This is a genomic window from Streptomyces sp. NPDC003042 (genome assembly GCF_053591315.1).
Genome location: NZ_JBSFTP010000028.1, coordinates 64,424 through 76,774, shown reverse-complemented (window position 1 = coordinate 76,774; position 12,351 = coordinate 64,424). Strand labels below are relative to the sequence as shown.

11 protein-coding genes are annotated in these 12,351 nt (G+C 71.7%); all 11 read right to left on the bottom strand.

The genetic code is table 11. From position 1 onward, the window contains the following. Positions 1 to 150 precede the first annotated feature (150 nt). Positions 151 to 1,251 carry a polyprenyl synthetase family protein gene (locus ACWDYJ_RS16690; protein ID WP_451566272.1) on the bottom strand — a complete coding sequence of 367 codons (1,101 nt, stop codon included), beginning with the start codon at positions 1,249 to 1,251 and terminating at the stop codon, positions 151 to 153. 56 nt (positions 1,252 to 1,307) lie between these two features. Then, the gene (gene hpnE / locus ACWDYJ_RS16685) at positions 1,308 to 2,699 is read right to left on the bottom strand and encodes a hydroxysqualene dehydroxylase HpnE (RefSeq protein WP_451566271.1); all 1,392 of its coding nucleotides are present in this window, start codon (positions 2,697 to 2,699) and stop codon (positions 1,308 to 1,310) included. Further along, positions 2,699 to 3,652 (bottom strand): presqualene diphosphate synthase HpnD, encoded by a 954-nt coding sequence (gene hpnD / locus ACWDYJ_RS16680; RefSeq protein WP_451566278.1) that lies wholly within the window; start codon positions 3,650 to 3,652, stop codon positions 2,699 to 2,701. Before hpnD ends, hpnE begins: the two co-directional genes overlap by 1 nt. 8 nt (positions 3,653 to 3,660) lie before the next feature. Continuing rightward, positions 3,661 to 4,593, bottom strand: coding sequence for a squalene synthase HpnC (hpnC, locus tag ACWDYJ_RS16675; protein ID WP_451566277.1), 933 nt, complete (start codon positions 4,591 to 4,593; stop codon positions 3,661 to 3,663). A 365-nt stretch (positions 4,594 to 4,958) separates the two neighbouring features. Then, positions 4,959 to 5,741 (bottom strand): ABC transporter ATP-binding protein, encoded by a 783-nt coding sequence (locus tag ACWDYJ_RS16670; protein WP_451566270.1) that lies wholly within the window; start codon positions 5,739 to 5,741, stop codon positions 4,959 to 4,961. Continuing rightward, a complete protein-coding gene (locus ACWDYJ_RS16665; RefSeq protein ID WP_451566269.1) occupies positions 5,734 to 6,663 on the bottom strand; it encodes an ABC transporter permease in 930 nt (309 codons plus the stop codon). The genes ACWDYJ_RS16670 and ACWDYJ_RS16665 overlap by 8 nt, the downstream gene beginning before the upstream one ends. A gap of 95 nt (positions 6,664 to 6,758) precedes the next feature. Then, the gene (locus tag ACWDYJ_RS16660) at positions 6,759 to 7,631 is read right to left on the bottom strand and encodes a glycosyltransferase family 2 protein (RefSeq protein ID WP_451566276.1); all 873 of its coding nucleotides are present in this window, start codon (positions 7,629 to 7,631) and stop codon (positions 6,759 to 6,761) included. Between the two features lie 8 nt (positions 7,632 to 7,639). Beyond that, entirely contained in the window at positions 7,640 to 8,419 is a 780-nt protein-coding gene (locus tag ACWDYJ_RS16655; protein WP_451566268.1) for a CDP-alcohol phosphatidyltransferase family protein, read from the bottom strand. Beyond that, complete coding sequence (locus ACWDYJ_RS16650) at positions 8,397 to 9,458, bottom strand: iron-containing alcohol dehydrogenase family protein (protein WP_451566267.1); 1,062 nt, start codon at positions 9,456 to 9,458, stop codon at positions 8,397 to 8,399. Before ACWDYJ_RS16650 ends, ACWDYJ_RS16655 begins: the two co-directional genes overlap by 23 nt. Next, a complete protein-coding gene (locus ACWDYJ_RS16645; RefSeq protein WP_451566266.1) occupies positions 9,446 to 10,198 on the bottom strand; it encodes a phosphocholine cytidylyltransferase family protein in 753 nt (250 codons plus the stop codon). The genes ACWDYJ_RS16650 and ACWDYJ_RS16645 overlap by 13 nt, the downstream gene beginning before the upstream one ends. Next, the gene (locus tag ACWDYJ_RS16640; protein ID WP_451566275.1) at positions 10,195 to 11,982 is read right to left on the bottom strand and encodes a DUF5941 domain-containing protein; all 1,788 of its coding nucleotides are present in this window, start codon (positions 11,980 to 11,982) and stop codon (positions 10,195 to 10,197) included. The genes ACWDYJ_RS16645 and ACWDYJ_RS16640 overlap by 4 nt, the downstream gene beginning before the upstream one ends. Positions 11,983 to 12,351: the final 369 nt, after the last annotated feature.

Genomic DNA, 12,351 nt, shown 5'->3' with positions numbered 1-12,351 from the left:
GTGGGCGATACCCAGGGGCTCGTCGACGCCGTGGGCGTGCGCGGTGACCGGTCGGGCGCCCGTGGGGGGGGCGGGGGGGGCGGGGGGTGGGGCCCGGCAGGGGGCGCCGCCGGCCGGCGACTCGCGATCATATGCGCCGTCGGGCGGCGATCACCTCTTGCGCACGACGACGAAGTCGGCGAGGGCGACGAGCTGGTCACGCACCCGCTGCGGCATGTCGACCTCGTCCAGCGCGCGGATCGCCACCGCGTGCTGGCGGCGCGCCTCGTCGGCGGTCCACTGGCGCCCGCCGGCGGCCTCGATCAGCGCGGCGCGGGCGGCGAACTCCTCCTCCGAGAAGTTCTCGAAGTCGTTGCTCTTGGCGTCGGCCGCGAGCAGCCGGCCGAGCTCCTCGCAGGCGGGTCCGCCGGCCGCGAGGGCGGCGACGACGGGCAGGGACTTCTTGCGCTGGCGCAGGTCGCTCCAGGTCTGCTTGCCGGTGGCCTCCGGGTCGCCCCAGATGCCGAGGAGGTCGTCGACGGCCTGGAAGGCGAGGCCCAGGTGGTAGCCGTACTCCTCCAGCTTGTCGGCCGTACGGTCGTCGGCGCCGCCGAGCACGGCGCCGATGGAGACCGCGCAGGCGAGCAGGGCGCCGGTCTTGTTGCCCTCCATCTCCAGGCACTCCTCGACGCTGACGCGCTCGCGGTGCTCGTAGGAGATGTCCTGCGCCTGGCCGTCGATGAGCTTGCGGCTGGCGGTGGTCAGCCGGCGCGCGGCGCGCCCCGCGTCGACGGTGCCCAGCTCCAGCAGCACCTCGTTGGCGAGGGCGAAGAGGGCGTCGCCGACCAGGATGGCCAGCGCTGGGCCGTGCACCTTCCACACCGTGTCGCGGTGGCGGCGCTGCTCGTCGCCGTCCATCAGGTCGTCGTGCAGCAGCGAGAAGTTGTGGACGAGCTCGACGGCGACGGCGCCGGGGATGCCGACCTCGGCCGCGGCGCCCGCGGCTTCGGCGGAGAGCAGCGCGAGGGCGGGACGCACGGCCTTGCCGCCGTCGCCGTCCGCCGGGTTGCCCTGGGCGTCGATCCAGCCGAAGTGGTAGGCGGCGACGGTGTCCATGGGCGCCGCGAGCCGGTCCACGGCGGCACGGAGCACGGGCGTCGACAGCGCGCGGCCGCGTTCCAGGAGGGCGAGGGTGTCGGCCTTCTCCGCTCCCTCGCCAGGTGTGCCCACACTGGCAGCCGTGTTCTCGACAGCCGGGTTCCCCGGGTTCACTGGCTCTCCTCTGGTTCCTGTTCGTGCTGTGCCGGTCGTGCTGATGGCGCTCGTCGTCATGCCGCCTCCTGCAGAGGGTGTTCGCGGGTGCGGCCGAGCGCGGTGAGTGCGGCGTGCGCCGCGCTCAGTCCGCTCCGGACGGCGCTCTCCATGGTCGCGGGCCAGCCGGTCGCGGTCCACGCACCGGCAAGATAGAGCCCCGGCGTGTCGGTCCGCGCCCCGGGGCGCAGTCGGCCGACGCCGGGGGTGGGGGCGAAGGTGGCGGTCCGTTCCCGGGTGACGAAGAAGTCGCGTACCTTCGCGCCGCGCGCGGCGGGCAGCAGCCGCTCCAGCTCGGGCAGGTACTTCGTCCGCAGGACGGACACGGGCTCGTCGATGTCGACCTGGGCGACCGACTGGGACAGGGCCAGGTACTGGCCGCCGTCGGTGAGGCCGGAGGCTTCGGTGCGGTCGAAGACCCATTGGACGGGCGAGCCGAGCGCCGCGAAGAAGGGTGCCTTGAGCACCTTGCGGTCGTAGACGACGTGGACGTTGAGGATGGGGGCGGTGCCGATGTCGAGGAGCTTGTCGGGGTCGGCCAGCGCTCCGGCGGGCAGCAGTCCGTGTGCCTCGCGCTGCGGGACGGCGAGGACGACGGTGTCGGCCTCCAGGGACTCGCCCTCGGTGTCGACCCGCCAGTCGCCTTCCCCCGTACGGGTGAGGGCGGTGACGCGGGTGCGCAGCTCGGTCCGTACGCCGGCGGCGTCGAGGGCCTTGCGGGCGAGGGTGTCGTGGAGGTCGCCCAGCGGGACCTTCGCCCAGCCGATGTCGGCGGCGCCGTTCTCGGAGAGCAGGCCGGTCTTGAAGACCATGGCGGCCAGGGCCAGCGAGGACTGCTCGGCGGTGGCGTTGAGGGTGGCGATGCCGACGAGGTCCCACAGGGCCTCGATGGTGCGCGGGGACTGGCCGTAGCGGGCGAGCCAGGTGGCGAAGTCGAGGCCGTCGAGGGCCGGGTCGGCGGGGTCGAGGCGGCGCAGCGCGAGGGCGGCTCGCCCGACGCTCGCGCGCTCGGCGAGGGAGAGGTGCGGGTAGCGGGCCAGTGACCCGGCCAGGTGCAGGGGCACGGGCAGGGCGCTGCGGCGCAGCCGGCCGAGGCGGGGGCCGCCGGGGTGGGCGACGTCGAGCACGGGTACGTCGAGCCGGTCCTGGATCGTGGCGAGGGCGGCGCCGTCGACGCGGTCCAGGAACCACCGGTAGGCGGTGCAGCACCGCAGGTAGACGTGCTGGCCGTTGTCCACGGTCAGCTCGCCGCGCTTGAAGGAGAAGGCGAGCCCGCCGAGCCGGGGGCGGCCTTCGAGCAGGGTGACCCGCAGTCCGGCGTCGGCGAGTTCGAGGGCGGTGGTGACTCCGGCGAGTCCGCCGCCGACCACCACGGCGCGCCGCGCGGGGGCGCTCGTCGTCGGGTTCATCAGACCCGCCTCCGGTTGCTCTGGCGGGAGATGGTCCGGGCGTCGAGGCCCGACAGGCCGCGTACGGCGACGTACGCCTTCTCGTGCGTCGGCAGCGAGACCCGGCCGCGCAGGACCGCCTCGGGCTCGCGTTCGATGCGGTCGAGGAGGCGCCGGTAGATGCCGGCCATCGCGGCCACACAGGCACCGCTGCGCCGGTCGAGCATGGGCAGCAGCCGGTAGCCCTCGACGAACAGGGCCCGGGCGCGCCGGACTTCGTGGTGGATGAGCCCGGCGAAGTCCGAGCCGGCGGGGGCCCGGTCGCCGTCGAAGCCTTCGGAGCAGCCGAACTTGGCGAGGTCCTCGGCGGGCAGGTACGTACGGCCGTTGGCGGCGTCCTCGCGCACGTCGCGCAGGATGTTGGTGAGTTGCAGGGCGAGGCCGAGCGTGTCGGCGTACTCGTCGGCGCGCGCCGCGTCGGGGCCCGCGGCGTTCACGGTGCCGAACACGCCGAGCGAGAGCCTGCCGATGGCGCCCGCCACGCAGCGGCAGTACTCCTTGAGGTCGTCCCAGGTCTCGTACGTCTCGCCGCGGACGTCCATCAGGACCCCGTCGATGAGTTCGTCGAGGCCGCCGAGGGGGATCGGGAAGCGGCGCGCGGCGTGGGAGAGGGCGACGGCGACCGGGTCGGTGTCGTCCTCGTCGATCTCCTCGGCCCGGATGCGGCCGAGGAGGGCGCGGGTCTCCTCCAGGCGGGCCAGCTTCGCCTCGGGCGCCAGCGTGCCGTCGCCGATGTCGTCGACGCGCCGGGAGAAGGCGTACAGCGCGGACATCGCGTGGCGCTTGTCGGTGGGCAGCAGCCGGATTCCGTAGGCGAAGTTGCGCGCCTGGGTGCCGGTGACGGCCTCGCAGTAGCTGTAGGCCGCGAGGACCGGTGCTGACAGTGCGGACGCGTGTGTGGTGGGGCCCTCCACGTTCGGGCTCACCCCTTTCTCGGCGCTGTGCGCAGGACGGCGGCCATCTCGCGGAGCAGGCCGCTCCTGGTGGGCTTGGGCGGGCCGGGAGCCACATCGAATCCGGCGGCCTCGATCGCCTTCAGGGCGGCGCGCCCTCCTCCCACGAATCCCGCGAGCAGCAGCCGGAGCCTGCCGTGGACGCTACCCACGAGCGGGGTGCCTTCATTCAGGAGCCGGCGTGCGCGTTCGGTTTCGAATGCGATCAGGGCGCGGACGGACGCTCCGGCGCAGGGGGCTTCGAGGTCGGCCTCGGTGACATGGAAGCGGCGCATGTCCTCGGCCGGGAGATAGATCCGGTCGCGCCCGAGGTCCTCGGTGACGTCCTGGAGGTGCTCGGCGATCTGGAGGGCGGTGCACACGGCGTCGGAGCGGCGGATCCGCTCGGGGGTGCTGGTGCCGGTGAGGGACAGCACGAGGCGGCCGACGGGGTTCGCGGAGAGTTCGCAGTAGGCGAGGAGGTCCTCGTACGTCGCGTAGCGCGTGACCCGCTGGTCCTGGCGGTTGGCCTCGATGAGTCCGAGGAAGGGCTCGGGGGTGAGGGCGTGGGCGCGTACGACGGGCTGGAGGGCCTGCAGCAGGGGGTGGCGCGGGGTGCCGTCGGAGCCGCCGAACACGCGCAGGAGGTCGGTTTCGAAGGCGTCCAGCATGGCGAGCCGGTCGTCCACGGCGGCCGCGTCGAGGCCGAGGAGGACGGCGTCGCGCCCGCCGGGTGCGAGGTCGCCGTCGCCGATGTCGTCGACGAGGCGGGCGTACCCGTAGACCGCCATCAGGCCGTCGCGCCAGGCACGGGGAAGGAAGAAGGGGGCGACGGGGAAGTTCTCCGCCGCCGCCTTGCCGAGGGTGGCGCGCGCGTGAAGGTCGGTGGCGCCGTCCTGGGCGCCGGGGCCGCCGGGCCGGATGCCGGGCCCCGGGGTCACCGCCCGCCGCCCGGGGCGGGGACGGCCTCTGTGCCTGGGGGCCGGAGAATTCCCGTAGCCATTGCCGTCACATCTCCCGTTCTACACTGCCGAACCAAGTCATCCCATTTCGGACACGCCGCCGGAGTTCGCCCGGGGTGCCCGGGCCGGCCCGGGGGTTCGGCTGCGGGGAATCGTCCCCTCTTGGCGCGATTGACAACTGCTCCAGCTTACGCTGTACAACCCTGCGGGGGCCTATCGGGTGGGCGCCGCGCCACAGCATGTCGGCCGCCCGCGCTCCGCGCGCGACATGGCGAGGCCCCCGCCGCGCGAAGCGTCGGGGGCCCCGGCCCGCTGGTCCCGGCCGGTCAGTGGCCGGAGGCCTTCTCGTACGCCGCGACGACTTCCTCGGTGGGCCCGTCCATGAGGAGTTCGCCCTTCTCCAGCCACAGCACCCGGTCGCAGGTGTCGCGGATGGACTTGTTGTTGTGGCTCACCAGGAAGACGGTGCCCGCCTTCTCCCGCAGTTCGCGGATCCGGTTCTCGGAGCGCACCTGGAAGCTGCGGTCGCCGGTGGCCAGCGCCTCGTCGATCATCAGGACGTCGTGGTCCTTCGCGGCCGCGATGGAGAAGCGCAGCCGCGCGGCCATGCCCGAGGAGTACGTGCGCATCGGCAGGGAGATGAAGTCCCCCTTCTCGTTGATCCCCGAGAAGTCGACGATGCCCTCGTAGCGCTCCTTGATCTGCTCGCGGGTCATGCCCATCGCGAGACCGCCGAGGACGACGTTGCGCTCACCCGTGAGGTCGTTCATCAGCGCGGCGTTGACGCCCAGCAGCGAGGGCTGGCCGTCGGTGTAGACCTTGCCGGACTCGCAGGGCAGCAGGCCCGCGATGGCGCGCAGCAGGGTCGACTTGCCGGAGCCGTTGGAGCCGATGAGGCCGATCGCCTCGCCGCGGTACGCGGTGAACGAGACACCGCGTACGGCGTGGACCCTGCGGACGCCCGGGGAGTCGCCCTTGCCCCGGCGCACTATCTTGCTGAGCGCGGCGGTGGCGGCACCCTTGCCGCCGCCGCCGGTGTTGACCCGGTAGACGATGTGGACGCCGTCCGCGATCACAGTGGGGACGCGCCCCTTGGTTGTGTCAGCCACGACCGTAACGCTCCTCAGCCTTCCAGAAGTACACGAAGCCGCCGAGGCCGATCACCACGGCCCAGCCCACGGCGAAGAGCCAGACGTGCGGCGGCAGGTTGCTGCTGCCGTAGTCGTCGATCAGCGCGAACCGGATGAGGTCCATGTAGATCGCCACCGGGTTCCACAGCAGGACGTCGCTGATCCACTGGGGCTGGTCCTTGAGGTAGATCCCGATCGGGAACATGACCCCGGAGGCGTACATCCAGGTGCGCATCACGAACGGCATCAGCTGTGCCAGGTCGGGGGTCTTGGAGCCCATCCGCGCGAAGATCATGGCGAGGCCGGTGTTGAAGACGAACTGCAGCGTCAGCGTCGGGATCACCAGCAACCAGGAGAGCCGCGGGTAGTTGCCGAAGCTGACGGCGATGACGAAGACGACGACCATCGAGTACATCAGCTGCTGGAGCTGCTGCAGCGAGAAGGACACCGGGAGGGCTGCTCGCGGGAAGTGCAGCGCCCGCACCAGCCCGAGGTTCCCGGAGATCGCCCGGACACCCGCCATCACCGAGCTCTGGGTGAAGGTGAAGACGAAGATGCCCATCATCAGGAACGGGACGTAGACGCCCTTCGGCATCTCCCGGCCCGCGCCGAGGATCAGGCCGAAGATCAGCCAGTAGACGGCCGCGTTCAGCAGCGGGGTCGCCACCTGCCAGACCTGGCCGAGCTTCGCCTGGCTGTACTGCGCGACCAGCCTGGCCCGGGAGAAGGCCATGACGAAGTGGCGCCGTCCCCAGAGCTGCCGCACGTACTCGCCCAGACCGGGCCGGGCGCCGCTCACGGAGAGGCCGTACTTCCTGGCGAGCTCCGCGGGGCTCAGCCCCGCGTCTTCGGACGGCGGCTTGCTCGTGGCGAGGGCGCCGTCGTGGGTTGTGTCACTCACAAGTTGAAACTTTCGTCTTCAAGATGCGGCCAGGTTGGGCATCAGGCTGGTGGCGCGAGGCCCGTGATCGCGTCATGTTCCCAGACGCGGGCTCATCAGATGACAGGTGGTCGTCCCAGCCGGGTCAACCGCCAGACCGTACGCCATCTCATCGGGCGGCGGGGACCGCAGGGAGTGGTCCATCCCTCCTTGAACCCGCCGAACCACGCCTTGAGCGCCGGCGGCGAAGGCCTGCGCACGAGCGTCAGCAGGAGCCAGACGCCCAGGTAGACCGGGACCAGCGGAGCGGGCAGGTTGCGGCGGGCGAGCCACACCCGGTTACGGGCCACCATACGGTGGTAGACCGCGTGCCGGGAGGGGGCGGTCGTCGGATGCAGCAGCACCATGTCCGCCCGGTAGTCGATCAGCCACCCGGCGTCGAGTGCCCGCCAGGCCAGGTCGGTCTCCTCGTGGGCGTAGAAGAACTCTCCCGGCAGCGCTCCGACCTGTTCGAAAACCTTCGTGCGGACGGCGTTGGCGCCACCCAGGAAGGTCGTCACGCGCGAGGAGCGCATCGGGTCGGAGGCGCGCAGCCGGGGCACGTGGCGGCGCTGGGTCCCGCCGGTTTCCGGATCGGCGATCCGGAAGCTGACGATCCCGAGCTCCGGGTCCTCGGCGAAGGCCTGGCGGCACAGCTCGGCGGTGTCGGTGCGCTCCAGCAGCCCGTCGTCGTCCAGGAAGAGCAGGACGTCCACCTCGCCGCCGCCGGGGCCGAAGGCCTCGATGCCGACGTTGCGCCCGCCCGGGATGCCCAGGTTCTCGGGCAGCTCGACGGTGCGTACGCCCTCGGGCAGCCCCGTCACCCGCACGCCCTGTCCGACGACGACCACCTCGACGGGGTCGCCGTCCTGCCGGGCGACCGAGTCCAGGAGCGCCTTGAGCTCGTCGGGACGGTTGCCCATGGTGATGATCACGGCGCCCAGCCGCATCGGCGTCGTCACTTGAGCCTGCTGGAGGCCAGGACCGACACCAGGTGCAGCAGCGTCTGGAGCAGCGCGATGCCGGCCAGTACGGCGACTCCGAGACGGGAGAAGAACAGGTCGCCGCGCATCGCGTCCAGGACGGCGAGCAGCAGGATGAGCAGGGACGCCTCGATGCCGAGGACCAGGCGGTGGAACTTCAGCGCGGCGGCGGCCCGGCGGGCGAGCGCCATGCCGGACGAGCGGGGCTCGGCCGCCGCTTCCTTGACCGGCGGCAGCCCGCCCTGGTGCCGGGCGACACCGACGAGGTCGGTCTCGGCCTTGATCAGGATCGCGCCGAGCGCCGCGAGGGTGCCGAGGAAGGCCCACAGCCAGTCGATCCGCCCGCTGCCCCACAGGTCCGCGGAGCGCAGGCCGAAGCCGACCAGGACCGCCGCGTCGCACAGGTAGGCGCCGACGCGGTCCAGGTACACCCCGGAGAGGGAGAACTGCTTCTTCCAGCGGGCGACCTCCCCGTCGACGCAGTCGAGCAGCAGGTAGAGCTGGACCATGACCACGCCGAGGACGGCGCCCCAGACGCCCGGCACCAGCAGGGCCGGGGCGGCGAGGAGACCGGCGACGGTCATCACGTAGGTCAGCTGATTGGGCGTGACCTTGGTGGTGACCAGGAAGCGGGTGATGCGCAGGGAGATCTCGCGCATGTACAGGCGGCCGCCCCAGTGCTCGCCACTGCGCCGGTCCTTGACGCCCGCCGGGTGAACGACGGGCCGGAGTTCAGCTACGGATGGTCTTGGCATAGTCGGAGTAAGCGTCCCTGATCTCGGCTGCGGACAGGTTGAGGTGCTCCAGGATCGTGAAGCGTCCCGGACGGGTCTGGGGGGCGTACTCGACGGCCGCGACGAACTCCTCCACGCTGAACCCGATCTCCTCGGGCAGCACGGGCATCGCGTGACGGCGCAGCACCTCGACGAAGAGGCCGGACAGCGCCGCGGCCCCGCGCAGGTGCATGGCGAAGGCCGCGCCGATGCCGACCTGCTCGCCGTGGAGCGCGGAACGCCCCGGGTGCAGCAGGTCGAAGGCGTGGCTGATCTCGTGGCAGGCGCCGGACGAGGGGCGGCTGTCACCGCTGATCGACATCGCGATGCCGGAGAGGACGAGGCCCTCCGCGAGCACGGTGAGGAACTCGTCGTCGCGCACTCCCCCGGGGTGGCGCAGTACGGCCTCGCCGGCGGTGCGGGCCATGGCGGCGGCCAGGCCGTCCACCGGCTCGCCGGTGATCCGGTGGGACAGCTCCCAGTCGGCGATGGCCGAGATGTTGGAGATGGCGTCGCCGATCCCGGCCCGGACGAACCGGCTCGGGGCCTCACGGATCACGTCGAGGTCGATGACCATCGCGATGGGGGTGGGGACGCCGTAGGAGCCGCGGCCGTTGTCGTTGTCCAGGATGGACACCGGCGAGCAGATCCCGTCGTGGGAGAGGTTGGTGGCGACGGCCACCATGGGCAGGCCGACCCGCGCCGCGGCGTACTTCGCCACGTCGATGATCTTGCCGCCGCCCAGGCCCACGACGGCGTCGTAGCGGCGGCCCTTTATGTCGTCGGCGAGCTTGACCGCGGAGTCGATGGTGCCGTCGGCGACCGGGTACCAGTCGGCGTGCGGCAGGACGGGCTCCAGCCGGGCGCGCAGCGCCTGGCCGGAACCGCCGCTGATCGCTATGGCCAGCTTGCCGGACGCGGAGATCCGCTGGTCGGCGAGGATGCCGTCCAGTTTGTCCATGGCCCCGCAGCTGATGTCGACGACAACAGGCGACGGGATCAGCCGCGTCAGTACAGGCATGCGATGGTCCGGCCCTTGGCGAGGTCGTCGTGGTTGTCGATCTCGACCCACTTGACGTCGCCGATGGGGGCCACGTCGATGGTGAAGCCGTCGTTGACGAGCTGCTGGTAGCCGTCCTCGTAGTAGAGGTCCGGGTCCCGCTCGAAGGTGGTCTTCAGCGCGTCGGCGAGCTGCGCGGCGGCCCCGGCCTCGATGAGGGTGACACCGATGTACTCGCCGGTGGCGTCGGCCGGGTCCATCAGCTTGGTGATCTTCCGTACGCCCTGGCCGTCGGCGGTGACCACCTTCATCTCCTCGTCGGCCAGGCTCTTGACCGTGTCGAGGGCGAGGATGATCTTCTTGCCGTCGCCGCGGGCGGCGAGCAGCGTCCGCTCGACGGAGACCGGGTGGACGGTGTCGCCGTTGGCGAGGATCACACCCTGGGCCAGGACGTCACGGGCGCACCACAGGGAGTAGGCGTTGTTCCACTCCTCGGCCTTGTCGTTGTCGATCAGCGTGATCTTGACGCCGTACTTGGCCTCCAGCGCCTCACGGCGCTCGTAGACGGCTTCCTTGCGGTAGCCGACGACGATCGCGACCTCGGTGAGGCCGACCTCGGCGAAGTTGCCCAGGGTCAGGTCGAGGACCGTGAGGCTGTCCTCCTGGCCCTCGGGACCGACGGGCACGAGGGCCTTGGGCAGGGTGTCGGTGTAGGGACGCAGACGGCGTCCGGCACCGGCAGCGAGTACAAGGCCGATCATGCTGGTTCTCCTTCGTCATGTACGGCGGGTGCCCCGGAGGAGACCCAGAAGCGGATGCTCTCCACGAGCACCACCAGTGCCACGAACACGGCCATGGCCGTGAGCGCGACGGGAAACACGTCCGTTGCGAGGACGGCGGCCAGGACCACGGTCAGCAGGACCCGGCCCTCGTGGCCGCCGATCGTCCGCACCAGCCAGTACGGGGGCGCGCCCGAGCCACCGCGGATGCGGTAGACCGTGTCGTAGTGATGGTAGGCGACCGCCGCGATCAGGCCGAATGCCGCCGGAAGGGCCCCGGGGACGTCCGCCTTGGCGGCGAGCGCGAGGACGGTCACGTACTCGGCGAACCGGAAGAGCGGGGGGATCAGCCAGTCGAGGGGGCCCTTGAGGGGGCTCGCGAGAGCCACGCTCGCGGCGATGACGTACACCACGGCGGACCCGATCAGCCAGGGGGTGCCGAAGTCGCGGGTCACGGCGGCGCCCACCATCAGCACGGATCCGAGCGCGGCCAGCCCCAGCGAGGCGGAGCTCGGACGGCCCTTCACGAGCCGGCCGGCGGTCCAGGCGAGCACGCCCGAGTCGGCGAGCTCGGCCAGCGCCCGGGCGGCCCGGTCGGTGCGGGTGGCCTTGCGGGTCAGCGAGCGCAGGACGCGGCCGGCGGTGGTGTAGAGGGCGCCGAAGGCGCAGCCGACGAGCAGGGCGTAGAAGACGATCCGCGGGGTGGTGACGGCGGTCAGGACCGCGATCATCGCCCAGCGCTCACCGATCGGCAGAATGATCATCCGTCGGACCCAGACCGTCCATCCGACGCTGTCCAGCTTGTCGGAGAGGGCCGCCGTGGGACTTGTATTCGCTGTCGCGTCGTGGTTGGCCTCGTTGAAGGAGAAGTCCACGACGTGCCGGCAGGTCATGAGGATCATCGCGCCGAGCGCGAGCGCCCATACATCGTCGCCGTTCCTCGCCGCGCCGAGCGCGAGGCCCGCGTAGAAGGCGTACTCCTTCGCGCGGTCGAAGGTCGCGTCGAGCCAGGCGCCCATCGTCGAGTACTGGAGCGAGTAGCGGGCGAGCTGCCCGTCGGTGCAGTCCAGGACGAAGGAGACGAGCAGCAGCACACCGGCCGCGACGTAGCCCCAGCGGTCGCCCGTGGCGGCGCAGCCGGCCGCGATCAGCGCGGTGATCAGCGAGGCCGTCGTGACCTGGTTCGGGGTCAGGCCGCGGCGCGCGCACCAGCGGGCGATGTAGCGCGAGTACGGGCTGACGCAGAAGGTGGTGAAGAAGCCGTCGCGGGACTTCACGGCGGTGCGCAGGCGCACGGCCTCGTCGTCCACGGCGGCGACGGCGGCGACGGCCGCCTCGCGCTCCGCCGCGGTGGCGGGAACGGCGGCGACCAGGGTGCCGAGCTCGGGCCGCTGGACGGGGGTACCGCAGGACTCGACGGCGGCGGCGAGCCGGTCGGCGTAGGGGTCGTCGTCCGCGTCCGCGTCCTCGGACGCGAGCGCCGCGGCCTTGTCCAGTGCGGGGCGGGCGCCGGCCTGGACGGCGAGGGCGCCGGGGACGGCGCAGGCGTCGAAGCGGGGGTCGGTCAGCGCGAGGCGCAGCGCGTGCGGATGCCCGACGAAGGCGCTGTCGACCACGGCCACCCGCTGATCGGCCGGTACGCCGGCCAGGGTCGCTGCGGCGTCTTGGGGCGAGGCGACCGGGCGGACGTCGAACCCGAGGAGACGCAGCTCGTCGGCGAGCGGTGATCCGGGGACCGGCAGGCCGGTGAGGATGACGGTCGGCAGACGAACTCACTCCTTGCGGCGAACACGGGGCGGGCGCCACGTGGGGGTGGCGGCACGTCGGCAGAGGCTATCGGATGAATGGAAGCCGGGATTCATCGGCTGTTTACGCCCGGCTGTTACGGTGGACGCAGATGCGTTGGGCTGATGTCAACGTGTTCTGTCATATGTGATCGCCATGGGAACGGGAAAAGGGGTGGGTTGATGACCGTCGTAGTCGTCGCGGCCATGGGCAGCGAACTCCGGTACATCCCCCCTCACTTCCGGGCGTCCGGCCAGGTCTGATCACCCGATCCTCCTCGTCGGCCGGAGCCCCCGTTCAAGGGTTCACGTTGACCGACAACACTCGCACCACCACCACGTCCGGCTCCG